At 36.6% G+C, this 25,473-nt stretch carries 26 protein-coding genes; 20 read left to right on the top strand and 6 right to left on the bottom strand.

The annotated features are described in order from the left end of the window. The first annotated feature begins 202 nt into the window (after positions 1-202). The 5 genes from IGK21_RS10965 (at position 203) to IGK21_RS10945 (ending at position 4,894) form a co-directional block, all read left to right on the top strand. Complete coding sequence (locus IGK21_RS10965; protein WP_010720865.1) at positions 203-850, top strand: adaptor protein MecA; 648 nt, start codon at positions 203-205, stop codon at positions 848-850. 100 nt (positions 851-950) lie between these two features. Beyond that, entirely contained in the window at positions 951-1,886 is a 936-nt protein-coding gene (locus IGK21_RS10960; protein WP_181915113.1) for a competence protein CoiA, read from the top strand. 183 nt (positions 1,887-2,069) lie between these two features. Next, positions 2,070-3,884 carry an oligoendopeptidase F gene (gene pepF, locus IGK21_RS10955; RefSeq protein WP_034699929.1) on the top strand — a complete coding sequence of 605 codons (1,815 nt, stop codon included), beginning with the start codon at positions 2,070-2,072 and terminating at the stop codon, positions 3,882-3,884. 369 nt (positions 3,885-4,253) lie between these two features. Continuing rightward, positions 4,254-4,430, top strand: a complete 177-nt coding sequence (locus IGK21_RS10950; protein WP_158000813.1) for a hypothetical protein — start codon at positions 4,254-4,256, stop codon at positions 4,428-4,430. Further along, positions 4,427-4,894 carry a DUF4809 family protein gene (locus tag IGK21_RS10945; protein WP_181915111.1) on the top strand — a complete coding sequence of 156 codons (468 nt, stop codon included), beginning with the start codon at positions 4,427-4,429 and terminating at the stop codon, positions 4,892-4,894. The genes IGK21_RS10950 and IGK21_RS10945 overlap by 4 nt, the downstream gene beginning before the upstream one ends. A 221-nt stretch (positions 4,895-5,115) precedes the next feature. Here the strand turns inward: IGK21_RS10945 and IGK21_RS10940 are convergent, their stop codons facing one another. From IGK21_RS10940 to IGK21_RS10930, 3 genes are read right to left on the bottom strand one after another with little or no spacing between them, the layout of a single operon-like run. After that, on the bottom strand, positions 5,116-6,303 hold the full coding sequence (locus IGK21_RS10940) for a galactokinase (protein ID WP_181915110.1): 1,188 nt from the start codon (positions 6,301-6,303) through the stop codon (positions 5,116-5,118). 2 nt (positions 6,304-6,305) lie between these two features. Beyond that, positions 6,306-7,340: an aldose epimerase family protein gene (locus tag IGK21_RS10935; protein WP_181915109.1), complete on the bottom strand. Its 1,035-nt coding sequence runs from the start codon at positions 7,338-7,340 to the stop codon at positions 6,306-6,308. Positions 7,341-7,355: 15 nt separating this feature from the next. Further along, positions 7,356-8,813: a glycoside-pentoside-hexuronide (GPH):cation symporter gene (locus IGK21_RS10930; protein WP_034699920.1), complete on the bottom strand. Its 1,458-nt coding sequence runs from the start codon at positions 8,811-8,813 to the stop codon at positions 7,356-7,358. Between the two features lie 194 nt (positions 8,814-9,007). On the opposite strand from IGK21_RS10930, the gene IGK21_RS10925 reads away from it, so the two are divergent. The 7 genes from IGK21_RS10925 to IGK21_RS10895 all read left to right on the top strand — a co-directional run bounded on the left by IGK21_RS10925 (position 9,008) and on the right by IGK21_RS10895 (position 13,509). Then, the gene (locus IGK21_RS10925) at positions 9,008-9,913 is read left to right on the top strand and encodes an AraC family transcriptional regulator (protein ID WP_034699918.1); all 906 of its coding nucleotides are present in this window, start codon (positions 9,008-9,010) and stop codon (positions 9,911-9,913) included. A 77-nt stretch (positions 9,914-9,990) separates the two neighbouring features. Continuing rightward, entirely contained in the window at positions 9,991-10,662 is a 672-nt protein-coding gene (locus tag IGK21_RS10920; RefSeq protein ID WP_010720856.1) for an NAD(P)H-dependent oxidoreductase, read from the top strand. A 1-nt stretch (position 10,663) separates the two neighbouring features. Next, a complete protein-coding gene (locus IGK21_RS10915) occupies positions 10,664-10,834 on the top strand; it encodes a hypothetical protein (RefSeq protein ID WP_010720855.1) in 171 nt (56 codons plus the stop codon). Positions 10,835-10,947: 113 nt separating this feature from the next. Further along, the gene (locus tag IGK21_RS10910; protein WP_181915108.1) at positions 10,948-11,847 is read left to right on the top strand and encodes an SAG1386/EF1546 family surface-associated protein; all 900 of its coding nucleotides are present in this window, start codon (positions 10,948-10,950) and stop codon (positions 11,845-11,847) included. A 453-nt stretch (positions 11,848-12,300) separates the two neighbouring features. Then, the gene (locus IGK21_RS10905; protein WP_252703174.1) at positions 12,301-12,834 is read left to right on the top strand and encodes a hypothetical protein; all 534 of its coding nucleotides are present in this window, start codon (positions 12,301-12,303) and stop codon (positions 12,832-12,834) included. A gap of 38 nt (positions 12,835-12,872) precedes the next feature. Further along, positions 12,873-13,067: a hypothetical protein gene (locus IGK21_RS10900; protein WP_010737109.1), complete on the top strand. Its 195-nt coding sequence runs from the start codon at positions 12,873-12,875 to the stop codon at positions 13,065-13,067. A gap of 262 nt (positions 13,068-13,329) precedes the next feature. Continuing rightward, positions 13,330-13,509 carry a hypothetical protein gene (locus tag IGK21_RS10895; RefSeq protein ID WP_252703173.1) on the top strand — a complete coding sequence of 60 codons (180 nt, stop codon included), beginning with the start codon at positions 13,330-13,332 and terminating at the stop codon, positions 13,507-13,509. Between the two features lie 111 nt (positions 13,510-13,620). Here IGK21_RS10895 and IGK21_RS10890 read toward each other — a convergent pair whose 3' ends face one another. Continuing rightward, a complete protein-coding gene (locus tag IGK21_RS10890) occupies positions 13,621-14,994 on the bottom strand; it encodes an amino acid permease (RefSeq protein ID WP_010720853.1) in 1,374 nt (457 codons plus the stop codon). Between the two features lie 245 nt (positions 14,995-15,239). Between IGK21_RS10890 and IGK21_RS10885 the strand changes: the two genes are divergently transcribed. The 6 genes from IGK21_RS10885 to IGK21_RS10860 all read left to right on the top strand — a co-directional run bounded on the left by IGK21_RS10885 (position 15,240) and on the right by IGK21_RS10860 (position 21,384). Beyond that, the gene (locus IGK21_RS10885; RefSeq protein ID WP_010737112.1) at positions 15,240-15,986 is read left to right on the top strand and encodes a metal ABC transporter ATP-binding protein; all 747 of its coding nucleotides are present in this window, start codon (positions 15,240-15,242) and stop codon (positions 15,984-15,986) included. Next, positions 15,983-16,834 (top strand): metal ABC transporter permease, encoded by an 852-nt coding sequence (locus tag IGK21_RS10880; protein ID WP_181915107.1) that lies wholly within the window; start codon positions 15,983-15,985, stop codon positions 16,832-16,834. Before IGK21_RS10885 ends, IGK21_RS10880 begins: the two co-directional genes overlap by 4 nt. A gap of 47 nt (positions 16,835-16,881) precedes the next feature. Beyond that, on the top strand, positions 16,882-17,832 hold the full coding sequence (locus IGK21_RS10875; protein ID WP_034699910.1) for a metal ABC transporter substrate-binding protein: 951 nt from the start codon (positions 16,882-16,884) through the stop codon (positions 17,830-17,832). 304 nt (positions 17,833-18,136) lie between these two features. After that, positions 18,137-18,883, top strand: a complete 747-nt coding sequence (locus IGK21_RS10870; protein WP_034699908.1) for a hypothetical protein — start codon at positions 18,137-18,139, stop codon at positions 18,881-18,883. Positions 18,884-18,907: 24 nt separating this feature from the next. Beyond that, positions 18,908-20,080 carry a tRNA epoxyqueuosine(34) reductase QueG gene (queG, locus tag IGK21_RS10865; RefSeq protein WP_181915106.1) on the top strand — a complete coding sequence of 391 codons (1,173 nt, stop codon included), beginning with the start codon at positions 18,908-18,910 and terminating at the stop codon, positions 20,078-20,080. A 704-nt stretch (positions 20,081-20,784) separates the two neighbouring features. After that, complete coding sequence (locus tag IGK21_RS10860) at positions 20,785-21,384, top strand: LysM peptidoglycan-binding domain-containing protein (RefSeq protein ID WP_010737115.1); 600 nt, start codon at positions 20,785-20,787, stop codon at positions 21,382-21,384. A gap of 134 nt (positions 21,385-21,518) precedes the next feature. On the opposite strand, the gene IGK21_RS10855 is transcribed toward IGK21_RS10860, so the two are convergent. Beyond that, positions 21,519-22,625, bottom strand: a complete 1,107-nt coding sequence (locus IGK21_RS10855) for an NAD(P)/FAD-dependent oxidoreductase (RefSeq protein ID WP_181915105.1) — start codon at positions 22,623-22,625, stop codon at positions 21,519-21,521. 78 nt (positions 22,626-22,703) lie between these two features. Then, positions 22,704-24,077, bottom strand: a complete 1,374-nt coding sequence (locus IGK21_RS10850) for an MFS transporter (protein WP_010737117.1) — start codon at positions 24,075-24,077, stop codon at positions 22,704-22,706. Positions 24,078-24,290: 213 nt separating this feature from the next. On the opposite strand from IGK21_RS10850, the gene IGK21_RS10845 reads away from it, so the two are divergent. After that, positions 24,291-24,929: a GyrI-like domain-containing protein gene (locus IGK21_RS10845; protein ID WP_096708744.1), complete on the top strand. Its 639-nt coding sequence runs from the start codon at positions 24,291-24,293 to the stop codon at positions 24,927-24,929. Between the two features lie 72 nt (positions 24,930-25,001). After that, positions 25,002-25,457: an arginine repressor gene (locus IGK21_RS10840; RefSeq protein ID WP_010737119.1), complete on the top strand. Its 456-nt coding sequence runs from the start codon at positions 25,002-25,004 to the stop codon at positions 25,455-25,457. Positions 25,458-25,473: the final 16 nt, after the last annotated feature.

The following is a 25,473-nucleotide window of genomic DNA, read 5'->3' as shown; positions in this document are numbered from 1 at the left end:
AATGCCGTTTATTCGTTCTCGCATTAGGAGTGGCTTTTTGTCCTAAGCTCTTTTTTACGTTTAGCTAAGTGAAAAAAATGATGTCAAGGTTAAATTAAAAACTTATTTTGATTTTAAATGGTAATTTTTTTTCTTTACATTTAAGCTTATTTCGCTACAATGAAGTTATATTGATAGTTGTGGCAAAGTGAGGTGTAGCCAGATGGAAATGGAACATATTAATGAAAATACGATCCGAGTAATGATCGGTCATGAAGATTTAGAAGAGCGAGGCGTCTCATTTTTAGACTTGCTTGGTAACCATAGAGAGATCGAAAATTTTTTCTACAGTATTTTAGAAGAAGTTGATATTGAAGATGAGTTCCGCAGTAGCGAAGCTGTTACATTTCAAGTGCTTCCTAAAGGAGACGGTTTAGAACTTTTTATTAGTAAAAACTTACCGAATGAAGAAATGCTCCAAGAAGACGAAGACTCTTTAGATTCTGATGATGTAACTGAATTTATCCAGCAACAAATCTTAAATAATGAAGAAGAAACGACTGAACGCATTTCCGATGAAACAGAACACCAAGCGATTTTTGCTTTTGAAGACTTTGAACAAATGATTCAACTAGCCAATGATGTCGAGTTGGAATCAGCCTGGACAGATTTGTATTTACTAGATGGTATCTACTATTTAGCCGTACATTTTTGGATGGAAGATTTAAACCAAACAGATGTCGCGAATGAAGTAGCTCGAATTTTAGAGTTTGCAGAAAGAAGCGATCGGACCATTGAAACATTGAACGAATATGCGCAATTACTTATGGAACGAAATGCTTTGGAACGTACAAAATTTTATTTTGCGTAAGCAGCAAATAATCAAAGAAACAATTTGAAGAATCTGGTCAATGAAAATGATCAGATTCTTTTTTTGGCGTATTTTCTTTTAGGAGGGGGGCAGCTAATTTATGATAGTTGCGATTGATAAACATGGAAAAAGATATCTGGCTACAACATGTACGAAACGGCAAAGTCTTTTCTGCCCAGCTTGTAAGGAACCAGTGATATTAAAAACTGGGCAGCAAAAAACAGCACATTTTGCTCACAAAAATTTACAGGATTGTTTTGGTTTTAGTGAGAAAGAAACAACGGAGCATCTCCAACTCAAAAAATATTTTTTTGAGTGGTGTAGACAATTTGTTACTCATCCGCCTGTCTTAGAAGCCTATTTACCAACCCTTCGACAAAGACCAGATATCCTTTGCGGGAATCTAGCCATAGAAATTCAGTGTTCAGTTCTCGCTTATGAACGGATGAAAGAACGAACAAAAGGATATCTAAGCAAAAACTATCGTGTTTGGTGGATCTTAGGTTCTGCTTTTTTCAAAAATGATCGTTTAAAAACGAGAGAAAAGTACTTTTGTATGTACAATGACACTATGGGCACTCATTTATGGAAAATCGATTGGCTAGAAAAAAGATTATATTTGTTTTATCATTTGGCAGAATTATTTTCTGGAACAGTAACCTATGAAACAATCAGCTGGCCTTTCTTTAGTGAATCTCCTGTAAGTCTATTAGAAAAACAGATGGAGAATCAAAATCGGCAAAAAGTTCTTACTAATGTTGGCTGTCAAAAATGGTTACAAAAAAAATTATACTATCGTCAGTCTAAATACATTCATTTACAAAAACAATTCTATCTTAGAAAAAAACATTTACTTTATTTATCTCCATGGATGTACGCAGAAAGTCGATTTTTTTTTATTTTCAAGAAAAAGTCTTCTTTTATCGTCTTTTATTTGAAGAAATCATCAGTGAACAAGCAGGCAGAAGCAAACAATGGAAGTATCTCAATTGGCTTCAAAAAATTGAACCAAATAAAACAACTTGGCTTTATTTAATGGTTGATAAGAAAAAGATTTTCCGATTACTTTACCAGGAGTGTGAGGAGATATTCTTGATGTCAAACAGAAATAAATTATGATACACTAATTAAGAGTAGCTGATTTTAGTAGGCTTATTCATTTTTCTATTTTCAATATGAATTAGAAAAAAAGAGTGAAAACAATAAAGGAGTGTATTAAATGAGTGAAACGACCCAATTACCAAAACGAGAAGAATTGCCTGAAGAACTAACTTGGGATCTCACCAAAATCTTTTCTAGCGATCAAGAATTTGATGAAAAATACCAAGAATTAACAGAAGAATTAAAAAATTCCGATCAATATAAAGGAACATTAGCAAAGGGTGCGACAGAATTTCTGAATGCGCTTGAATTTGTTTTAGATGTTTACCGAAAAGTGGAACTCATTTATGTCTATGCTCATTTAAAAAATGACCAAGATACAGCAAATACGACTTATCAAGCTTTATATGCGAGAGCAGGAAGTTTATTTTCTAAAGTAAGTGAAGCAGTCTCTTGGTATGAACCAGAAGTCCTTCAACTTTCGGATGAGCAGATTTGGCAGTATTTTGAGCAAGAGCCGAAGTTAGAACTGTATCGTCATTACGTAAAACAAATGGTGGATAATCGTGCGCATATATTATCTGCAGAACAAGAATCATTACTAGCTGGAGCAGGAGAAATTTTTGGCGCTTCCAGTGATACATTTGCTGTTTTAAACAATGCCGATCTAGAGTTTCCTACGATCGTGGGAGAAGATGGGAAAAAAATCCAGCTTTCTCATGGTGTCTATGGTCAATTGATGGAAAGCACAGATCGTACAGTTAGAGAAGCTGCATTCAAAGGGCTTTATCGTGTCTATGATCAATTTAAAAATACGTTTGCTTCAACATTGAGTACCCATATCAAAGGGCACAATTACAAAGCAAAAATTCGCCATTATCATTCTGCTAGAGAAGCTTCTTTGAGCAACAATCATATCCCAGAAAGCGTTTATGATACATTGATTGAAGTAGTCAATAAAAATCTTCCGCTATTGCATCGCTATATGGAATTACGCAAACGTCTTTTAAATGTAGAAAAACTGCATATGTATGATCTATATACACCAGTATTAGGAGAAGCTCCTATCAAGTTCACTTACGAAGAAGCGAAACAGAAAGCTTTGGAAGCTTTGGCACCAATGGGGGAAGAATATCTGTCAGTGGTAGAAAAAGCTTTTGCTGACCGTTGGATCGATGTGGTCGAAAATAAAGGGAAACGAAGTGGCGCTTATTCTTCAGGAAGCTATGATACCAATCCTTATATTTTAATGAACTGGCATGATACGTTGGATCAATTATTTACGCTCGTACATGAAATGGGACATAGTGTGCATAGTTACTTTACTCGTTCAAATCAACCGTTTGTTTACGGTGATTATTCCATTTTCTTAGCAGAGATTGCTTCAACAACTAATGAAAATATTTTGACAGAATACTTGCTTGAAACTGAACAAGATCCACGTGTTCGTGCATATGTCTTGAATCATTATCTTGATGGATTCAAAGGAACGATTTTCAGACAAACACAATTTGCAGAATTTGAGCATTTCATGCATGAAGAAGATGCCAAAGGTGTACCTTTGACCAGTGAATATCTAAGCGACAGTTATGGGGAATTGAATGCCAAATATTATGGATCAGCGGTAGAAAAAGATCCGGAAATCAAATATGAATGGTCTCGTATCCCACATTTCTACTATAATTATTACGTTTATCAATATGCAACAGGCTTTTCAGCTGCCTCTGCTTTGGCGCAGAAAATTTGGGGTCAAGAGCCAGATGCTCTAGAAAAATACCTTACTTATTTGAAATCAGGAAATAGTGATTACCCAGTTGAAGTCATGAAAAAAGCAGGCGTCGACATGACAAAAGCTGATTATATCGAATCAGCTATGACTAAGTTTGAACAACGATTAAATGAATTAGAGGAACTAGTTGAAAAATTGTCATAAGTGTTCGAGACAAGAATGCGTTGATTATCAACAGATAGCTTCTGTTTCTTTTATCTGATCTAAATAGCTGAAACCCACAAAAGTCCTATGTGGATTTCTGTGGGTTTTAGTTATTTACCTCATAATTAAAATAAATAAGAGCATTTTATTTTTTTATAGTTGCTTGTTTATATTGACGTAAATTTTATTTTTTCTTATGCTATAGAAAATAATTTGTCTGATAGATGTTGGAGATGCCTATCAATACTTCTAAAAATACATAGATGGTATTCAAGTGTCAACTCTATGAAATAAGCCAAAATTTTTCTTATTGTCAGAGAAGTTGCACAATATTTTTGTACCATACACATTCAAAAAAGAAATGGAAGGATGAATATGTCTTTTTGGGGATTTGAACAAGAGTCAGATGAAGTAGTGTTAACTTATGTCAATTGTCATGTACGTTGTCTGCGAGAAGCTGCTCGCTTGGAAATGAAGAAAAGAAGAGCAAAGAACGCGAAGAATAAAAAACAGATCCATAATAGGAAGAAGGTGACCCAGAAATGATGGAAGTACAAATCACTAGAAAAAGTGAGTTAACAGAAGGTGGTTGTAATGCCTGTGGTATCGTAGATGCTGCGATCTATTCGCTGCAATTAGGAGCGAAAACAGCAATCATCGCTGATTTGACTGTTGGTTCGTTAGTTGACAGTCTAGCACTACTAGAAGGATATGAAGGTGAGGACATCTATGAAATGTTAGGAGAAGTTCGCCAGTTGAGTAGAGCGGGCAAGACGATCAATGTTTCTGAAGAATTAGGGAATGTGACTTTTTGTACAGCTGATCAGCAACTGACCGTCAAAAATAGGATGGAGCGTCCAGCTTTATTTGAGCAAGTGAATCAGATCCTTCAACAGTTTTTTGAATTAGGACCATACAAATTTAAAGAAATAGCCACTGTACCAAAACATGATCCTGAATGGCAAAAACGAATCGAAGATCAAACGGATCATGCGTATTTATTTCAATAATAGCAGATGTTTTATTGAAATGGATATGGTGAGGAAATTAGCTGCAAAAAGACCGACCGCCAAAAGTTGTTTAAATGAACTTTTGGCGGTCAGTCTTTATTTTGACACTTATTTTCAGGTAGCATTTCATGATTATTTGTTTTTTTGAAAAGTGACGATCATAATTTTGCTTTATTCTTTTGAAACGTAACGTTGAACTACCTTACATTTCTTTCATTGGATTAAGCTGAAACACTTTCTTCCATAATCTTTGTAGTACCATTGCCGATGTGTGCCACATAAAATTCTGGGGCGTAGCCAACGACGTCTAAGTATTCATCATAGACCTTGTTTTTAAAGTTAGGGATATTTTCTTCTTTGACTAATGCGATCGCACAGCCACCGAAGCCAGCTCCTGTCATACGGGCGCCTAGGACACCTTCTTGTTTTTGAGCTGCATCGACTAATGTATCAAGCTCGATACCAGTTACTTCATAATCATGTCTCAACGAATCGTGTGAGGCATTTAATAATTGACCAAAAGCAGCCAAGTTTCCTTGTACCAGTTCAGCTTTAGCTTCTAATGTTCGTTGGTTTTCAGTAACTGCATGACGAGCACGACGAATCAATGTGTCATCACCAATCAAATCAATGTTTGCTTCAAATGTTTCTTCGTCTAAATCACCTAATGCTTGAATAGCTAATTTTTGTTGGAGACGTTTTAGTGCTTCTTCACATTCACTACGTCGTTCATTATATTTAGAATCAGCTAATTCACGACGTTTATTTGTATTCATGATTACTACTGCATAGCCATCTAATTTTACTGGAACCATTTCATATTTTAACGTATTTGTATCAAGTAGAATAGCTTTGTCTAATTCGCCAAAGCCAATCGCAAATTGGTCCATGATCCCCGAGTTGACACCGATAAATTCATTTTCTACTTTTTTACCAATTTGAACTAATTCAAGTCGATCAATGGATAAATGGAATAAGTCTTCTAAGGCAACACCGACTAACAATTCTAAGGAAGCGCTACTTGAAAGTCCTGCACCGTTCGGGATCGTCCCTTCAACTAAGAGTTCAAAACCATGTTCAATTGGGTAGCCTGCTTCGTTTAGTTTAACGATTATACCTTTGACATAGTTTGCCCATCCTGCTTGTTTGTCGTAATCAAGTTGGTCTAAAGTAAAGCTGATGACACCGTCGTCTTCAAAGTTTGTTGAGTAGACCAATACTTTATTATCCTCACGAGGTGCGGCAACTCCTTGTGTGCCATAAGTGATGGAGGCAGGGAAAACATGACCACCGTTATAATCTGTATGTTCACCAATCAAGTTGATTCTGCCTGGAGAAAAATATTGTGTGGTTTTTTTAGGTCCAAAGATTTCTGCGAATTTTGTATTTAAACTGCGTTTGATTTCCATAGTTAGATACCCTCTCTTGTCTCGATTTTAAATTCTGTAGTTGTTTCAAATGGTGTGTGTGCTGCTAAATGAATATTTCCAAAAGCTGGATACTGTTCTGCTCCGGGAGCGATTTGAGTCTCAAACGTGATACCACCGTGGTTGGCTAGTTTCTTTCCATGCATTTCTGGGGTATCTTGCCCAAAGTTAGCAGTAAAGATCACGACACTAGGTGAATCGGTCATGATGCTTACTTTGATTTGTTCATCGGGACTTAATAAATAAGCCGATACATGATTTATATCTGGGTTATTTAAAAAGAAAGGATGATCGATCCCGTCAACGAGTCGTTTTTGTTCAAATTGACTAGTAAAGACAGTGGCTAGTTTTTGAGGTGTTTGAAAATCAAAAGGTGTTTGAGCAACACTCGCTTTTTCGCCAGTTGGTATACTATCAGGTCGTAATGGGGCGAAAGACTCACTGTCTAGCCAAAGGGTGTGCTGATCAATTGATTCTTCTACATCGCCACTTAAATTGAAATACACGTGGTTGGTCGAATTGAAAAGCGTATCCTGATCACTGATTGCTTGCGTTCTAACACGCCAAATGTTGTCTTGTGTCAAAGTATAGCAAACTTCTACGGATAGATTTCCAGGAAATCCATGTTCTCCGTCGGGACTGGTAGTAGTAAAGGTGACTGAGCTTTCTTCGTCTGTTTCACTTAGTTGATACGTCCATTTTTTCTGTTCAAATCCTGGTGTACCTCCGTGAAGTGAATGCCCCGTCTTAGGATCGACACTCAATTGATAGGTTTGATCATTCAAAGAAAATTGGCCTTTTTCAATCCTACCTGCTGTTCGTCCGATCGTTGCTCCGATATAAGCATCTTTTGTCAAATATTCTTGTGCGGAGTCAAACCCTAAAATTAATTCCCGATCATTAGCAGTTAGTTGAACGATCCGTGCACCTAAGTCAGTGACGGCTAATTTAAGTCCGTGAGTATTGGATAATGTGATCAAATGGTACCCCTGACCAAAGTCTTTTTCTGTAATCGTCATAATATAATTCCTTTCTTAATGTTGTGGAATGATAAAGTCATCTTCTAATTCAGATGCGAGTTCTTCATGTGAAGCTAATTTATTTTCTAGTTCTTTGACGATTTGCGCATGTTTTTTCTCTGTCAAAGTGATCTTCCAAGCAAAAATGATGGCAGAAAAGAACATCAATGCTGCAGGAACATAAAATGCATACGCTTTAAAAGTCATGATCCCATGATTGGTAATATCAGCAGCAGAAGCATTTCCAGTCATACCAGCTGCGATTGCGACAAACCCAACGATCCCATTAGATAAAGCACCTGCAATTTTATCAAGCAGTGGGCGAATCGATAAAGTCACAGCTTCGTTACGAATCCCATTTTTCCATTGTCCATATTCTACAGAATCAGTGATCGTCATCAAAGCAGATAAAAAGATCAACTGTTGTGGGAAGTAAAATAAAACAAGTCCAACGATCACGATCGGTAAGCTAGTGCCTGCGATAGAGAAGAAGAAGTAAGAACTGATCATCATCGCAATACCGCCGATATAGACATAGCGTCTAGAAATCAATCGTGTCAAAGCAGGGAATAAAGGCACAGCGACTAGTCCAAGTAAAGCTGCTACTAAACCGACAATCCAGAATTGAGTTGGTTGACCTAAGACATATTTGAAAAAGTAGAATAAAACGGCAGTTGTTGCTACATTGGCAATAGCATAAGCAATGTAAGAAAGTGCTAACCACATTAATTGGTCATTTTGGGCAATTGCTTTAAAGACATCTTTGATGCTTGCTTTTTCATTTTGTTGACGAATCGCCGTGTCGACTTCTTTTGTTCCTAAAGCTGTAATAATTGCAGTTCCTCCAGAGATCACAGCGGTAATCACACCGAACCAGAACCAACCTGAAGCGCCTTCAACATGATGAGCAGTAACTAAATAAGTGAAAAATGTGACGATTGGTACGACGACCAAAGTGGTCCCATTTGCTCCTAAGGAAGAACCGAATCGAGCAAAAGTCGCGAATTTTTCTCTTTCTTTGGTTTCAGTACTTAAAGCTGGAATCATTGACCAAAAAGCAATATCTTTAAATGAATAAAAACTATCTAATAATACAAAAACAATGGTAAAAAGGATGATAAACAAAGTTGTATTGTGAGTAGCAAGGCCAAAGAAATTAGTAAAAAGAAAAATCAAAAGGAATGAACTAACTAAACCACCAATGACCAGCCATGGTTTAAATTTTCCATATTTTGTTCGAGTATTATCAATAATCCCGCCAATCAATGGATCGAAAACGATTTCAATTAAACGAATACCAACGACTAAACTGGTCACCGTAGCGATCATTCGAGCAGTAGTTGCTTTATCTGTACCTGCAAACATCTCGCTTGTTACAAAAACCATAAAATAAGTGCTGAGAGTAACATAAAAAGTATCATGACCGAATGCGCCTAAAGCATAAGAAACCCGTTGTATCATTTTGTTCTTCATAGTATCTAATCCCTTCTTTGTTAAATATACAATAAAAAGTTAACCGGTTACAATAAATAAATAAAGTTCTTTTTCTACTATTGACTTTATCAAGAAAACGCTTCCTGATGAATATATTTTTGTGACTAATATTTAACTTTTTGTTGCACGTTGTAGAACAAGAAGAGTAAAGTAAAAACAAAGGAGTGAGAGCGATGGAGCAAGCAATATTTTTAAAAAAAGAACGTCAAGAATTAGCTAAAGGGTGTTATTTTGACTTTTGTGGATTTTCAAAAACTTTGCCATATCATTCTTTCGGTCCAGCAATCAGACAAGATTATGTGTTACATGTCGTGATGGAAGGTAAAGGAACTTACCATGTGAAAGAACAGCAATATCAATTGCAAAAAGGGGATCTGTTTTTGATCCGGCCAGGGGATTCTACTTTTTATTTAGCAGATGGTGAAGAGCCTTGGGTCTACTGTTGGTTGTCTTTTGGTGGGCCATTAGCGAAAGAGATCATTGAACGTTCCTTATTCAAAGAAGATCAGTATACAATGGTTTCTGCAGGTATTTCGGCATATATAGATATTATTTTGGACTGTCTTCATTATTCACAAGACGGTTTAGCAGATGAATTAGAATTGACGGCTTTGACTTATCGCTTTTTATCCGTATTACTAAAAGATGGCGGGAAAATCGGTTTGGGAAATCAAAAAGTCTCTTCGCCACTAGCAATCGAAACAGTGAAGTATATTGAAGAACACTATCCAGAAAATTTAACAGTAGAGGAAATTGCTCGACAACTGTCAGTCAACCGGAGTCATCTATCAAGAGTCTTTAAAAATCAATTAGGAACGAGTATCAAAGAATATTTGATTGGCGTGCGAATCAACCGAGCAGCATTTTTATTATCGTTGACTGATGATTCAGTAGAGAGTATCGCTTATCAAGTTGGTTTTAATAGTTTAGTTGTATTTAGCCGAATGTTCAAAAAGACAACTGGAGAAACAGCAACAAATTATCGGAAACGGATGAAAAATGAAGCGTCCAAAAACCTTTCATTAGGTGCTTTGAAGAAAGAATTAGAAGAACAAGAGATTGTTTCCTGGTCTACCTAACCATAAGGCAGGAGACTAATGACATTTTGTGTTCTGTGCTAAACTAGGAAATAGCAAGAATGAAGAGGAGTCAAGAAATGAGAACTTTGATTATCGTTAGTCATCCTACGATTGAGACATCATTGAACCAACAGTTTTTCAAAGAAGCAACTGAAAATTTAACGGTTACTTGGCATCATTTGGAAAAACATTACCCAGATTGGACGATTGATCGTGATACAGAACTTGAATTATTAAAAACACATGACCGGATCATCTTCCAATTCCCTTTGTATTGGTATAGTGCGCCAGCTCATTTAAAACTATGGGAGGACACTGTATTGGAACACGCTGACGAATTTCTTAAAGGCAAAGAATTAGGGATTGTCGTAACAACTGGCGTTTCTGAAAAAGAATATCAAGCAGGCGGGAAAGAAGAATATACCATTTCTGAATTATTAAGACCGTATCAGCGGATTGCCCACAAGTTTGAAATGACTTTTTTACCTCCATTTGTGATGGCGCAATTCATGTATCAAACAGAAGAAAAGCGTTGGGAGCGTTTAGTGGCGTATCAACAATACCTGACATTAGTAGGCAAACCGACCTTGATCAAGCGAATAAACTGGTTTATTGAGCGACTAAGCAGCAATCATTCTTTACAACAACTAGATCAGACTAAGCAAGCATTCTTAATCGACTATTTAGAGAATGAAAAAGAAGAGATTGAAGACCTCACATTTATCTTACAAGAATTAAAGGAGCAATAAAATGGCGGAAGAATGGTTTGTACGACAATTGGAAGAATTAAGTACATCGGTAGATTATGAAACAAAAGCTGTGTTGCATGAAACAAAAAAACTTTTACTGGAAATTTCAGAACGAAAAGTCCAATTACAAGGAGAAATCGATGGAGAATCCTGGAATCATCAAAAATGGTGAGTTTTGTTTATAAATAACACAGTTTAAAATGTTCAGAATGATGATTATTTGCTACAATGGGATTAAAGTAGGATTGAGAACGCTATTTTATATACTAATGGGTGGTGAAAGAAATGAACGAAGAAAACGAGCAAAGAGTCAATGTCCGAATGGCTCGTAGACAACAACAGAAAAAAGAAACGCAACGCCGATTGATCAAAATTGGTTCGGCTGTTGCTGTTTGCTTGGTCCTTATAGGTGCTGTTACAGCTCTTTATTTCCATGGGAAGAATAGTTCGAGTGCAGAAAGTTCGGTCGCAAAAACAAGCGAAACAACCACAAAAAAAGCCTCTTCCACAACGAAACCAAAAAATAAAGAAACTGCAAGTTCGACCCAAGAATCGAAAACAGGCACACTGACGGATCAGTTACAAATGATTATGACAGATTATACAAAGAAATTGGAAGAACAAACACCTCGTTTGATCGAAGAATACCAAGCTGAGATTCAGAACAATCAAAACGGTGTGATGGGGTTGTCTGCGATTGCTAATCAAAAGGCTCGAGCGCTACAAGCTATTTCTGATGAAGGGATCAGCAAACTACAAGCAACGTATCAAGCAGCGCCAACCAAAGAAGGTGTAGATCTTGCAAATTGGATCAACCAACTTTCAGCAGATTATACGGAACAAGTAGCTAAAATTTCTGATATCTATCTCCGAACAAGTGCTTCGGTACAAGCAGAAACGTCAAGCAGTCAAACAACTAGTGAAACGGAAACTAGTGTTTCTCAGACGACTGACTCAACGACACAATCTTCCAGTCAAGCTACCCAAGCTACCCAAGGAACCGAAGGACAGACAGCAAGTGCTACTTCAAATGAACAAGCTGCTACTACTGTCGTTCAACAAGGAGAAGGTCCCAACCAGATTGCAGAACGTACAGGGATACCAGTTGATAAGCTTTTATCATTGAATGGGATGACGATGGACAGCTATTTCTTCAATCCTGGAGACGTATTGAAATTGAATTAAGCCACTGACAAGATGCCTTGATCAGCAAAAATAAGCTAGCGACCAATCAATTGATTGGACACTAGCTTATTTTTTTGAGTTGAAATGGTTTGTTTACGTATATCGTAGTTTGGAGTAAGCCATTGACACAGAAATCATTGGGAGCATTATTCGATGAGAAATTTTCTTAATTTTAGAAAGTCGTAAACATTGAAAAAAGTCCGTCTAGCGCCTCTTAGCTTTCAAAAAAACGACTAAGTGGTTAGCTATTACAATGAACTTCTATCAATGCGTATATCAATCATTTGTCTTGCTTATTTTAAGTATGTTGAAAATCATTTATCTAATTGCTTCGCTTAAATTCCCACGAAGTTGAACATATAGGAAAATTAATGAAAAAACGGAAAAAACGCTTGATTAGAAAGCGTTTTCGTTATAAAATGATTTTGTAAAAATAACAAGAAGATGATAGTCGTGTTTAAAAAAAGTAATTTTATTTGTTGCATAGCTAGTTTGTTGTTGGGATTAACTCCACTAGTTACTTTTGGAACTAATGTTTATGCAAGTGGAATAGTAGATAATAGGTCGGATCCAATCGAGTTTTATAAAGAAAATTCGGATTATTTCGATGTTCAAGTAGAAGAGGACAGCACAATCGTAACGATAACAGACAATAATTTAAAAGCGTTTCTTGAAATGAAAAGATTGGATTCTTCTTTTCTTTCTAAAAAGCAGCTCACACCAAGAAGTAATGGTGTCACTAAGATTGTGTGGCATGGACAAGCTAGAAAGTGGAATGTTGATATATATATTAGTAAAACTTGGTTGAATAATATAAGTAAAGCCGGTATTGGAGCAATTATAGGAGCTCTAGGCAGTTTACTCCCAGGCGCTGGTTGGGGTTCCGCCATAGGTGGGATATCAGGTGTTATAACTGGTGGTAATTTTAAACATGGTAGAGTTTTTGTAGTAAGAGGATTTGTATATCAATACTATTATTTACAATGATATCTGAGTAGATATTATTTTTTAGGAAGTGTTTATGTATGAAGAAAAATCAGCATGAAGTTTTAAATATATTATCAGCTTTTATAGGCTATATAATTGTCGGCACAATAAAGGCATTGATTGATGGAACATTGAATTTTTTATCATTTTTTAATGATATATTTCTTTCAGGTCTACTTTTTATTGTATTTTATTCAATTAGTTATCTTCTAATCATGAGATTAAAAAAATGATTATTAAAAATGGGAGGCAATTAGGCTGAAGAGTTTTGGATTAGGAATTCCACTTATTTTTATATTTTGTTTAGTTGGATTAGCTGTTCCAGTTGCAGCAGAACAAAATACAACGACGGATCATTTATTTATATACCTAGATGAAACGGAAAGTGAAATTGCAACAGATATATATGTAGTTGAGAACAATGATAATATTGTAGAAATTACTAAATCTAATCATTTAGTGAGAGTTAGTCCAATCTTTTCAGCCCAAGTTTGGATGAAAGTAGGATCGACTTGGGGTGGGAAACCTGCACAAAGTAAATATTGGTATGTTGAATATGTAAGTGGTCGAAAGTATCAAGGGTATGTTTATTGGACAGAAGACAAAAGAGTAGCAAATTGGGGACCACCACCACAAATGGAATTTAAATTCCAAGGAACTTTAGATTTAGTATAGAAAAATTTCTATTTGTTTCAAACAATAAAAAACGCTATTTGTGCATTTAACTAAAAAAGAGTAAAAAAGCAGGGTCCTATTTGATGGGAAGCCCTGCTTTTTTGATGAAGATTAGCGACTTTTCAGTCTTCGTTCACGTAGAAAATAATGAATCGTCATGTAGCACAAAAACACGAGACCAATAATCAATGGAATTCTTGTTTCTTGATTGATAAACATAAAAATCAAGACAATGGCTAAAAATAATAAAGTAAGATAATTGGTATAAGGTGATAATGGCATTTTAAATGGATGATCTCTCATTTCTTTTGGGTGTTGTTTTTTAAATTGGATCTCACTAAGTAAGATAACTACCCAAGGAACCATCCCCGGTAAAATACTGGAACTATAGACAAAAACGAAAATATTTTCTGCATGATTCACAAACAAAGGTAACAGGTAATTTAAAACTAGGCCAATCAATATCCCGCTAGAAATCGCTACGACTGGATAAAAAGGTACGCCATGACGGGTTAGTTTTAAAAATTTCCTCGACATTTTTCCATTGATTGCTAAGGTGTAGATCATTCGACTGGCACTGAAAATACCAGAATTACACCCAGATAAGGCAGCCGTCAAGACGACGAAATTGATCAATCCGGCAGCAAATGTGATCCCGATTTTAGAAAATGTTTGAACAAATGGGGAACCTATTGTGCCTAATTGATTCCATGGATAGATACTAACGATAATAAAAATAGCACCAATGTAAAAAATCAAGATTCGTCCAATAGTTGATTGAACAGCTTCAACGATCGTTTTTTTCGGATTTGCAGCTTCTCCAGCGGCCATTCCGATCAGCTCGATTCCTTGATAAGATGCAACAACAATGGATAGCGCAAAAAAGAAACCTTTTACTCCGCCGGTAAAGAAACCGCCGTTTTTCCAAAGATTAGAGATCCCGACTGCTTGGCCTTGATTTCCTAAGCCAAATAAGATGACACCTAGCCCTACCAGAATCATCAAAACGATCGTGCCGACTTTAATCATTGAAAACCAAAATTCTAGTTCACCAAAAGCTTTAACAGAAGCTAAGTTGGCAAGCATCAAAAAGAGGATGACAACAATCCCAGGAATGATTGTTGGCAGATGAGGCCACCAATAATTCATATATTCACCGACTGCAATGACTTCACTGATCCCGACAACAATAAACTGAAAGATGTTACTCCAAGCAGTTAAATAACCAGCGACAGGATGAAGATAATTACTAGCATAATTCGCAAAAGAACCCGTTGAAGGATCGACATAAAGCATTTCGCCAAGTGCTCGCATGATCAAATAAAGAAAGAGACCTGCGACAGCATAGGCAACCATTACTGAGGGACCTGTCCAACGAATGGTTGAGGAAGCACCCATAAACAATCCTACGCCGATCGTTCCTCCTAGTGCAATCATCTGAATGTGACGGGCACTAAGGCTTCGAGTTAATTTTTCTTCTTCCATACTAAAACTCCTTTCATTTTTGAGTAAAACAAGCAAATACGAATAAATGATAGACATTAATAACAAATAAATGATCAATAAAGACAATTTGCTTTTAAAACTCTTGATGTGATTTTACAGAAAGTTCTCACAAATTGCGAGCCTTTCTTGTAAAAAAAATCATGCGGGATACTTGAAAATGCTTTCGTCTTTAGTTAAACTATAGTTAAATAAAAAGTTAGGTAAACCTAAAAGGAGTGGAGAATGTGTCAGAAGCGATCATTAATATCCAGCAATTAACCGTTGCTTATCAAGGAAAGTTAGCGTTAAACGAAGTTGATGTAATGATCCAACCCAAAAAAATCACTGGGATCATCGGTCCAAATGGTGCGGGAAAATCAACTTTTATGAAAGCTATACTGGCTTTGATTCCCAAAGTATCTGGAGAAATTTCTTTTGGCGGTTCATTGCTAAAAGAAGCACGTAAAAAAATCGCTTATGTTGAACAACGAAATGAATTGGATCTCTCTTTTCCAATTGATGTGTTAGGTGTGGTCTTATTGGGGACTTATCCATCATTAAGGTTGGGACAACGTCCGGGAAAAAAAGAAAAAGAACGAGCACAGCAAGCATTAGAAAAAGTCGGTATGGCTTCGTATGGGAAGCGACAAATAAGCGAATTGTCGGGTGGACAGTTACAACGTGTTTTTATTGCCCGCGCATTGGCGCAACAAGCAGAATGGATTTTTCTTGATGAGCCATTTGTAGGGATTGATGCCGTAAGTGAGAAAAAAATTTTTTCAATATTGAAAGAATTAAAAGCAGCAGGTAAAACGATCATCATTGTTCATCACGACTTGCACAAAGTAACAGAATATTTTGATGAAGTGATTTTATTGAATCAGCAATTGATCGCTGCCGGACCTGTTGCAACGACATTTACTTCAGAAAATCTGAAGATTGCTTATGGTGAAGTGATCGGGCAATTAGTGAAAGGAGCAAAAGAAAAATGATCCAATCGTTTATTGAAGGAATGATGAACTACCAGTTTTTACAATATGCATTGCTCACATCAATGCTCGTTGGTTTGGCTTCCGGGGTGATCGGATCTTTTATCATCTTACGAGGGATGTCGTTGATGGGAGATGCTATTTCACATGCGGTCTTACCAGGAGTAGCAATTTCCTACATGTTTGGCTTTAGTTATATTTTAGGTGCCACGGTCTTCGGCATGTTGACGGCAGGACTCATTGGTTTTGTTACCCAACGAAGTCGATTAAAGAATGATACAGCAATCGGTATCGTCTTTAGTTCATTCTTTGCATTAGGAGTCATTTTGATTTCTTTTGCCCAAAGTGCTACGGATCTGTACCATATATTATTTGGAAATGTGTTAGCGGTGAGAGAAAGCGACCTGCAGATGACGGCGATCGTTAGCGGTATTGTGTTATTGTTTGTGTTCATTTTCTATAAAGAACTCAAAATTACTTCTTTCGATCCGATGATGGCTAAAGCTTATGGGCTAAATATTACCTTGATCCACTATTTGCTCATGTTTTTCCTGACGTTAGTCGCAGTGGTTAGTTTACAGACAGTAGGGACGATCTTAGTGATTGCGATGTTGATCACACCAGCTGCTACAGCTTATCTATTAACGAATAGTTTAGTGAAAATGATTGCTATCTCATCAACAGTTGGTGTATTAAGTGCAATCTTGGGGGTATTTTTTAGTTATAGCTATAACTGGCCTTCCGGTGCAACCATCGTTTTAGCTTGCGCGCTATTCTTTCTGTTGGCATTTTGCTTTTCACCTTCTAAGGGAATCTTTTTTGCTCATAAACGAGTCATAAAAAGCGAGTAAAAAGAATGATCATGTAAAACAAATCATTTGAAAAAAGGAGTAATGAGATGAAAACCAATAACTATCGGATTTTTTGGGTAATGTTCGCAAGTTTCTTTTTGTTAGTAGGCTGTGGCAGTCAAGAAAAGCAGGAAGCTAATAAAGAAACGACTAAAGAAACATTGAATGTTGTAGCAACCAACTCTATCTTAGCGGATATGGCAAAAGAAGTAGGAAAGGAACATGTAGCTGTTCATAGTATCGTGCCTGTAGGAACAGATCCTCATGAATATGAAGTGTTACCAGAAGACATCAAAAAAGCGAGTGATGCCGATGTGATTTTATATAATGGGCTAAATCTAGAAACTGGTAATGGCTGGTTTACAAATTTAATGGAAACCACACATAAAAAAGAAGAGAAAGATTATTTTGCAGTGAGTAAAAAAGTAACACCCATTTATTTATCAGGTGGGAGTTCCAAGAGTAAAGCTGACCCTCATGCCTGGTTAGATTTATCGAATGGGATGAAGTATGTAGAAGAAATTACCCGTATTTTTTCAGAAAAAGATGCTGAAAATAAAGCAGTCTATGAAGAAAACGCAAAAAAATATATTGAAAAGTTGAGCGAATTGGATGAAAAAGCTAAAACAAACTTTCAAACAATTCCTGAAGATAAAAGATTATTAGTAACGAGTGAAGGAGCTTTCAAATATTTTTCCAAAGCTTATGGTATCCCAGCAAGTTATATCTGGGAAATCAATACAGAAAGTCAAGGAACTCCTGAACAAATGAAACGAATCATCAATCAAGTAAGAGACTCTGCAGTACCCGCTTTGTTTGTCGAAACAAGTGTTGATTCTAGAAGCATGGAACGTGTAGCGAAAGAAACAGGAGTAGCTATCTATGATCGATTATATACAGACTCTATCGATAAGGAAGGCAAACCAGGAGATTCTTATTATAAGATGATGGACTGGAATATCCGAACGATCCATGATGGGTTGACTCAAGAAAAATAAATGGTACAAAATAACTTTCATTCAAAAAAACTAGAAAAGAATGCGTGCTAAATAGCCAGCCGAAGAGATCAAAATCAGTTCGTTAGATTTTGATTTCTTCGGCTTATTTATGCTAAAAATCAAGATTAAAAAAACAAGAAGCAGGAGGATTCATTTACCCTGATTTATGTGGAAAGGAGATCAAGCGAAGGCTCACTTATTTTGCAAGTAAAAAAATAAAAAAAACGTCTGCTTTTTGTTAGTTTCGGATACCTTTTTTTGTTGTTTTCCGTTATAGTTAAAGATAAGAAAGGAAGGTAAAGCTATGAATTTTACGCGTAAAGATAAACAACTAATCAAAGAAGAAATCCTTAAAGTGATCGAACAACAGGATAGCTCTGATAAAGATCAAGACCTTCAATTTCTTGAAACAGAAATGGCTAAATTATTCATAGCAAGTCCAAGTGAAGCGGATGTAGAAGAACGTTATCCGGGGAAATGGCTTTTTGATGAATTTCAGCCATTAGATGAACAGACTGGAATTGGTTATTTTGTCTCGATTTCTTCTGTTGGATTTATTCCAGGAGTATTAGTGAAACAAAATAATGAAATCAATATCAAGGCATGGCCAGCATTATTTTCCACAATGGGGACAGAAGGGGTCATTGAAAAAATTCAATCGGCTTATTATAAAAGTTCGTTTATTGCAAATAGTAAACTAATGAATACATTCTATAATCGTTTGGTTTTGATTGCCCGCCCAGGAGATATTCCACAAACATTTACCTACTCGCAGCAAAAGAATCTCTACGAAGAAACATTATATTCCAGAGATTTATCCACTTTTTCCGCAGTAGAACAGGTTCGATTGCATGAATTGTTGCATACTAAGCCAGTATCGCTCAACTTTTTTCAAGCGCTAGATAACCAAAGAAAATGGTTGTCTCTCAACTATTGGGAAATCTTTGCTACTAGAAAAAGATGGATGGAAGAACGAAAGATCGCAGATCAACAGATCCAATTTGTCCAGCTAAAAAGAGATCGGCTTTATTACGGAATTTATAGTCGCTAGCAATTATTTGAATAGGTGGAAAAGATGACAAAAACCTTAAAAGAAGAAATCATTGAAGAAAGCAAACGTTTAGGTATTGATAAAATCGGATTTACGACGGCAGAACCCTTTGATTATTTAAAAGAGTCTTTAGAAGAACAAAAAGCCGCTGGACATACTTCGGGATTTGAACATCCAGTAATTGAAGAACGTTTATATTTAGAAAAAACTTTTGATCGCCCACAATCGATTATCGCTATTGCTTTAGCCTATCCAACCAAGATCCATGAAGAGGTCCCAAAAGATGAAAAAAGAGGACAATTTGCACGGGCATCTTGGGGAATCGATTACCATGATATTTTACGTGACCGTCTCAATCAATTGATTACTTTTATCCAAAGCAGAGCAAGTGTCTGGCAACAAGAAGAAGCTTGGCGGTTTGCCCCACAAGTGGATACTGGAGAATTAGTAGATGTGGCTGTTGCACAAAGAGCAGGACTAGGATTTATTGGTCGAAATGGGTTGCTGATCACAGAAGAATACGGTTCATTCGTGTATCTTGGAGAAATTGTCACCAATATCGTATTTGAACCTGATGAACCAGGTGTTTTTGGCTGTGGTGATTGTACTCGTTGTGTGACAGCTTGTCCGACAAAAGCTTTGTTAGGCGATGGCAGGATGAATGCACAAAGATGTTTATCTTATCAGACCCAAACCAAAGGGCTAATGCCAAATGAGTATCGGAAAAAAATGCGAAATGTCATTTACGGGTGCGATATCTGTCAGTTAGTCTGTCCTTATAATCAAGGGAAAGATTTCCATTTCCATGAAGAAATGGAACCAAAAGTAGATGAAGTCTATCCGAAATTAAAACCAATGCTTTCTTTATCAAATAAAGAGTTTAAACAACAGTTTGGGCATTTAGCTGGTTCATGGCGAGGGAAAAAACCATTGCAAAGAAATGCTTTGATTGCTTTAGCAAACCTTGGGGATACTTCGGCTTTACCTGAGATCGAAAGCTGTTTAAGTGATGTTCGACCGGTTATTCGAGCAACCGCTGCTTGGTCGATTGGGCGTTTAGGTAGAAAAGAACCAGAAAAATGGTTGGAAACTTTAGAGCAAATGAAACAACGCGAAGAAGACCAAGAAGTGATTACAGAAATTATAGAAGCGCAAGAAATGTTAGCCAAGAAAACAAAGCGAAAAAAGAGGACATGAAAGAAGCGGTCAGCTCCGAGCGAATAAGAGAAAATTTTATGTACAAGATTCCTTTCACTTCTATAATAAGAAAAAAATAGAGTATTATGTTAAAACAAGCGTAGTACGACAAAGAGACTAGGACAGTTAGTTTGTTCTAGTCTTTTTATTGATTAAAGTAAAATAATGGATCATAACTAAATAATAAAAAGAATCTGTATTAGAAAATTTCAATACTTAGAGTAGTATAATCCACTGAATGTTCGACTTGTTTGTAATTGAAGTAGTTCAAAAAATAGAATACTATCGGTTTTTTTAGCAAAAAATCTAGAAATACCAGAAATTTCAAAAATATTAAAAAATTTATCCTAAAATTTTTTAGTAAAGGTTGTAATAATTACTCAATTTTTTGTCGTTTTGACACATAATTACTAAAAAAAAGGATAAATTAAATAAAAAAATCAAAAAAGTTAAAAAAAAATACTAGAAATATTACAAAATATAAGATTTTCTAAACTTTATAAGAAAATGTTAAAAAACGGTTTCTTTCTTATGATATAAGGGTTCTAGGACTTTAGTCGTACTTTTTTGTCCAGAGTTATGTTACAAATGTTAAAAATTAGGATATTTTGTCATTAAATGTCATATTTCTTTTACCTATGAAATATTTCTAGATGATAAAGTTAATGACGTTGATAAATACATGGAAAAAAAAGGAGATAAACATGAATTCAATTAAGAAGATCGTTTTAGGAACAACTTTTGCTGCTGGTGCAACTGCAATGTTTGTAGGAACAACTGCTCATGCTGACGAAGTCTATACAATTAAATCAGGTGATTCACTATCAAAAATCTCACAAAAATTTGTTGGAGATAACTCATTGATCGATGCAATCGCTGAAAAAAATGGTATCAAAGACATCAACCGCATCTATGTTGGCGAAGAATTAACGATCCCGACTTCAAGTGATGCTTCAGCAAAAACAGTCGAAGCACCAAAAACAACTGAAACAGTAACGGAAGAACATACATATGTTGCTCCAGTTAAAACAGTTGAAGTAACACCTGCTGCTCCAGCTGCTCAAACAGCAACAGCTCCAAGCAATTCAAGTTCTGCAAAAGAATGGATTGCGAATAAAGAATCAGGCGGTTCTTACACAGCAACTAACGGCCGTTACATCGGACGTTACCAATTAGATGCATCATACTTAAATGGTGACTATTCTGCTGCAAACCAAGAACGCGTAGCTGATCAATATGTATCATCACGTTATGGCTCATGGGATGCTGCTCAAGCATTCTGGTTAGCAAACGGCTGGTACTAAGTCGATTATTGAATACTAATAAAAAGACAAAACCAAGAAATCGTGTCATTCGATTTCTTGGTTTTTTTGCTGTTTAGGGATGAGACGGTAATGACGAAAAATAAATGAATGAAATAGTTATCTCTTTGTTCATCTTAGGTTTTCTTGATGTAGTTATGGAGATCTTTTTGATAGTCCGTTCCATGCCACGTACCAGTATTTATAAATTCAGCTAAGAGATAACCGATATAAGGACCAGTCGTTAAACCAGAAGAACCGAGTCCACTTGCGACGATCAGATTTGGTTCATCGAATAAAGGACCAAAAAACGGAGCAAAATCAGACGTATATGCCCTCGTTCCTACTTGTAACTGATAAGGCTGTGAAAGTAATTTTTCTGGTTGTACAAAAAAAGCTTTTGTCTGTTCAGTCAACTGTAAAAACGCTTCATTAGTAGGAGTCAGATCCCATCCTTGTTCATTTTCATGTGTAGCGCCCAATAAGATTTTTCCGTCATTGAAGGGAATGAGGTCTGCTTCTCCATCTAGCATGGCAACAGGCCATTTTTGGCTTTGGAACTGATGAGTAGTAAAAGCGATCAACTGCCCTTTTTGAGGACGAAGATCGACCTGATAGCCTAATGGTTCCAATAAAGGCTTCAAGGAAGGTCCAGGAGTCAAAATGACCCGGTCAAACGGTTCTTCACCAAATTCTCCGAGGATCAGCCAATCATCATTCCTTTTTTGTAGGCGAATCTTATCGTTTATTACTGTTACACCAGCCCTTTTCAAGCGTGCCGTTAAATAATGAAGGTAAGCTTTTCCGTCTAAACGGCCACCACCAGTGATGAATAAAGAGGGGGTCGGTTTTAATAAAGGAAGTAAATCAGCTGTTTGATCCGCTTTTAATAAATGGATTTCTCCGATCTCAGGTGCCTCTTTTTTTTGTTCTTCTGCAAGATCAAGTAATTCTGCTAATTGTTCTTTTTGTCGAAGCAAGAGTGTACCGGAACGAGCATAAATGGTCGGATCAAGTGCAAAATCTTGCACTAATTTTGGGAAAAATGCCGCACCGTCTTTGGCTAAACGATACCATGTTTTATTTCTTCTTTTGGATAACCATGGAGAAATGATTCCCGCACTTGCTTTGGTTGCCTGACCGATTCCATGGTCAAATAAGGTGATGCTGTATTTTGTGGTATCTACATAATTGGCTAATGTCATACCGATGATTCCACCACCGATAATGGCGATTTTTTCCATGTTTGATTCCTCCTTTACTTACAAATTGTATTTTTGCACAAAAAAACGGCAGTTGCAAACGACTGCCGTTTCAATCAATCATGAATGTTTTGTAGTTAAACTATAACGAATAAATAAGATAAAGCTGATAACTAATAGAAGAAGTAATACACCTAAAGCAACTTGTGAACCGAATGTCGTGGCGACTTTATAGCTCAAATCAGCATGCGCTTGAATAAGGTTGATAATGATTGCCACTAATGAAGTAGCAACGGCACCAGAAAATTGTTGTAAGGTATTAAAAACAGCATTGCCATCACTTTGATAGTCATCCGTTAAAGCATTCATCCCAGTGGTCATCATATTGCTATAAGACAAACCAATCCCTATCATATAGATCACGTGGCAAGTAATCAACAATAGCAATGAAACATGTCCTAGAAGAAAGACTAGTGCGGACCAACCAACAAGAGCAAGGAGTAATCCGGCAAAAATCGGTTTTTTGGGACCGTGTTGATCAAGCAGTTTTCCAGAAAAAGGCGATAATACAGCGCCAATCGTAGCTCCTGGCAACATGGCGATTCCAGCGATGAAAGGACTGTTTCCTTGAACAATCTGAACAAAATTTGGTAAGACAAAAGAAACGCCTAGCAATAAGAACTGGTAGATTAAAAAGCTAAATAAGAACAAGCGAAATGTTTTATTAGAAAAAATGGTTAGTTGGATCAATGGATAATCGGCTTTTTTTGTTCGTTGATAAAAAAGGATCCCACCAATAATCGCTATTAGTAACGCAAACCAACTAAGCGGTTGTCCTAGCATACTCAAAAACGTTAAGCTACCGCTAAATAATAAACACAAACTAAATACACTCAACACATCCAAACGTCCACTTTTTTGAACGGGCATTGAAGGAATAGCAACCAAGCCGATGCCAAGAGAAAGAATCAAAATAGGAATCAAGAAAAGAAAGATATGATTCCAAGTGAAATTTGAAGTTAAGATTCCCCCATATGTTGGCCCGATAGCCGGAGCAATTGCTGTGGTCAGTGTTCCCACCCCCATCATCGCTCCGCGGCGGTTCATAGGCGCAAAGGTCAAAATAATATGGAACATTAGTGGTAAAGCAATCCCGGTAGCTGCCCCTTGTAAAAGCCGACCAAGTAATAAAATGAAGAAAGTCGGAGAAAAGAAGTCAACAATGATTCCTGCTAAAAAAAGCAGGTTTGAAAGTAAAAAGAGACTTCTAAGGCTGAAATTTCGTGTTAAATAAGTTGATAATGGCACGATGATCGAGATCATCAGCAGGTAAATCGTTGTCACCCATTGAACTTGTGCAGTCGTTAATTGAAACTGGTTGATCAACGTTGGAAATGTGACGTTCATTGCTGTTTCGATCAACACTCCCGCAAAAGACATCATACCGGTTGCAATAACTGCAGGTACTAAGAGTAATTGTTTTTGTTTTGTCATATCCTCACCTCAAAAAATTTCGTAAAAAAAGAGAGTGATTTCTATTATAAAAATAGAAACCGCCTCTCTCTCGACACGTAATATACGTGTTATCTGTACGATTTATTTCCATCGCTTATTCTAGCATAGAGGTAAAAAAAGTGTCAACCAGGTTAGCCAAGTCTTTTGAAAAGAGTTATGATAGTAGAGAATAAATCATCGCAGGAGGAAAAAATGGCTACGATTGATTGGAAAAAAACGGAACCAGGTTATAGTAGTAAAAAAAAGCCACAGATCTTAACGTTATCCCCACAGAATTTTTTTAGCATAAAAGGAGTAGGGGATCCAAATGAAGACGATTTTCAGCGACGAGTGGCAGCTTTATATGCTGTTAGTTATGCGATCCGAATGGCCCCAAAGAAAAATTGGCAGATTCCTAACTATCTTCCTTACACTGTTTATCCATTAGAAGGACATTGGGGATTACAAGAAGCTTATTTGCAAGAAAAAGTAATGAAGAAGAGTCATTTTGCTTATCAGATCATGATCAAACAACCTGAATTTGTGACGAAAGAAGTTGCACATGAGGCTCTACTACGTGTAGCGGACAAAATTCCCAATGATTTGTTCGACCAAGTAGTATTTAGTAGCATGGATGAAGGATTAGTCGCTCAGATGCTTCACGTGGGACCGTATGAGGATGAGCCACAAACCTTTGAAAAATTAGCAACGTTTATCGAAGAGCAGGGGTATCAACGGATAGCTAAAGAACATAAAGAAATTTATTTAGGGGATCCGCGCAGAGCCAACCCAGAAAAACTGAGAACGATTTTACGTGTCAAGATTGCGCCAAAAAATCAACTAAAAAAATAAAAGTAAAAAATACCAAAAAAGGCAGAAAAACGATTATTTTTTTGCTATAATCAAAGACAAGAGGTGTCCGCTATGAAAAAAATCCAACGACAAGCATTGATTCGTCAGATCATCACAGAAAAACCAATCAGCACACAAGAAGAACTATTGCTTTGTCTTCAAGACGCAGGGGTGACAGCCACTCAAGCAACTATTTCGCGTGATATCCGTGAGCTGAAGTTAGTGAAGTCTACGGATGAAAATAAGCAAGTTCGTTACAATCTATTCAGTCAGCCTGCTGAAACGTTACATGAAGAACGACTACAAGCAGCTGTTAAAAGAGAAGTCTTGAAAATACAAGTTGTTCAATTTATGATCGTGGTGCTAACAGAAAAAGATGGGGCGGATGTCGTAACCAATTGGTTAGATGAAGTCGCTTATCCAGAAGTTGTTGCAACGATTGCTGGAGTGGATACATTCATTGTGATTTGCCGTTCGGAAGAAGAAGCACAAGATTTTGCAGAAAAATTAGAAAGAATGAGGGAATAAAAGAAGGGAGAATGAT

Source organism: Enterococcus sp. DIV1421a (genome assembly GCF_051711025.1).
Taxonomy (GTDB): domain Bacteria; phylum Bacillota; class Bacilli; order Lactobacillales; family Enterococcaceae; genus Enterococcus_B; species Enterococcus_B hirae.
Note: the sequence above shows the minus strand (reverse complement) of the source record. Positions and strands in the feature narration are given on the sequence as shown.

What these genes read in the sequence shown, in the direction of transcription:
- IGK21_RS10860 (WP_010737115.1), top strand. Translation starts at nt 20,785, where the DNA reads ATGAATTCAATTAAGAAGATCGTTTTAGGAACAACTTTTGCTGCTGGT.
- queG (WP_181915106.1), top strand. Translation starts at nt 18,908, where the DNA reads ATGACAAAAACCTTAAAAGAAGAAATCATTGAAGAAAGCAAACGTTTA.
- IGK21_RS10855 (WP_181915105.1), bottom strand. Translation starts at nt 22,625, where the DNA reads ATGGAAAAAATCGCCATTATCGGTGGTGGAATCATCGGTATGACATTA.
- IGK21_RS10845 (WP_096708744.1), top strand. Translation starts at nt 24,291, where the DNA reads ATGGCTACGATTGATTGGAAAAAAACGGAACCAGGTTATAGTAGTAAA.
- IGK21_RS10965 (WP_010720865.1), top strand. Translation starts at nt 203, where the DNA reads ATGGAAATGGAACATATTAATGAAAATACGATCCGAGTAATGATCGGT.
- IGK21_RS10935 (WP_181915109.1), bottom strand. Translation starts at nt 7,340, where the DNA reads ATGACGATTACAGAAAAAGACTTTGGTCAGGGGTACCATTTGATCACA.
- IGK21_RS10940 (WP_181915110.1), bottom strand. Translation starts at nt 6,303, where the DNA reads ATGGAAATCAAACGCAGTTTAAATACAAAATTCGCAGAAATCTTTGGA.
- IGK21_RS10895 (WP_252703173.1), top strand. Translation starts at nt 13,330, where the DNA reads ATGAAAGTAGGATCGACTTGGGGTGGGAAACCTGCACAAAGTAAATAT.
- IGK21_RS10890 (WP_010720853.1), bottom strand. Translation starts at nt 14,994, where the DNA reads ATGGAAGAAGAAAAATTAACTCGAAGCCTTAGTGCCCGTCACATTCAG.
- IGK21_RS10870 (WP_034699908.1), top strand. Translation starts at nt 18,137, where the DNA reads ATGAATTTTACGCGTAAAGATAAACAACTAATCAAAGAAGAAATCCTT.
- IGK21_RS10915 (WP_010720855.1), top strand. Translation starts at nt 10,664, where the DNA reads ATGGCGGAAGAATGGTTTGTACGACAATTGGAAGAATTAAGTACATCG.
- IGK21_RS10840 (WP_010737119.1), top strand. Translation starts at nt 25,002, where the DNA reads ATGAAAAAAATCCAACGACAAGCATTGATTCGTCAGATCATCACAGAA.
- IGK21_RS10945 (WP_181915111.1), top strand. Translation starts at nt 4,427, where the DNA reads ATGATGGAAGTACAAATCACTAGAAAAAGTGAGTTAACAGAAGGTGGT.
- IGK21_RS10910 (WP_181915108.1), top strand. Translation starts at nt 10,948, where the DNA reads ATGAACGAAGAAAACGAGCAAAGAGTCAATGTCCGAATGGCTCGTAGA.
- IGK21_RS10930 (WP_034699920.1), bottom strand. Translation starts at nt 8,813, where the DNA reads ATGAAGAACAAAATGATACAACGGGTTTCTTATGCTTTAGGCGCATTC.
- IGK21_RS10900 (WP_010737109.1), top strand. Translation starts at nt 12,873, where the DNA reads ATGAAGAAAAATCAGCATGAAGTTTTAAATATATTATCAGCTTTTATA.
- IGK21_RS10880 (WP_181915107.1), top strand. Translation starts at nt 15,983, where the DNA reads ATGATCCAATCGTTTATTGAAGGAATGATGAACTACCAGTTTTTACAA.
- IGK21_RS10925 (WP_034699918.1), top strand. Translation starts at nt 9,008, where the DNA reads ATGGAGCAAGCAATATTTTTAAAAAAAGAACGTCAAGAATTAGCTAAA.
- IGK21_RS10960 (WP_181915113.1), top strand. Translation starts at nt 951, where the DNA reads ATGATAGTTGCGATTGATAAACATGGAAAAAGATATCTGGCTACAACA.
- IGK21_RS10950 (WP_158000813.1), top strand. Translation starts at nt 4,254, where the DNA reads ATGAATATGTCTTTTTGGGGATTTGAACAAGAGTCAGATGAAGTAGTG.
- IGK21_RS10920 (WP_010720856.1), top strand. Translation starts at nt 9,991, where the DNA reads ATGAGAACTTTGATTATCGTTAGTCATCCTACGATTGAGACATCATTG.
- IGK21_RS10850 (WP_010737117.1), bottom strand. Translation starts at nt 24,077, where the DNA reads ATGACAAAACAAAAACAATTACTCTTAGTACCTGCAGTTATTGCAACC.
- pepF (WP_034699929.1), top strand. Translation starts at nt 2,070, where the DNA reads ATGAGTGAAACGACCCAATTACCAAAACGAGAAGAATTGCCTGAAGAA.
- IGK21_RS10875 (WP_034699910.1), top strand. Translation starts at nt 16,882, where the DNA reads ATGAAAACCAATAACTATCGGATTTTTTGGGTAATGTTCGCAAGTTTC.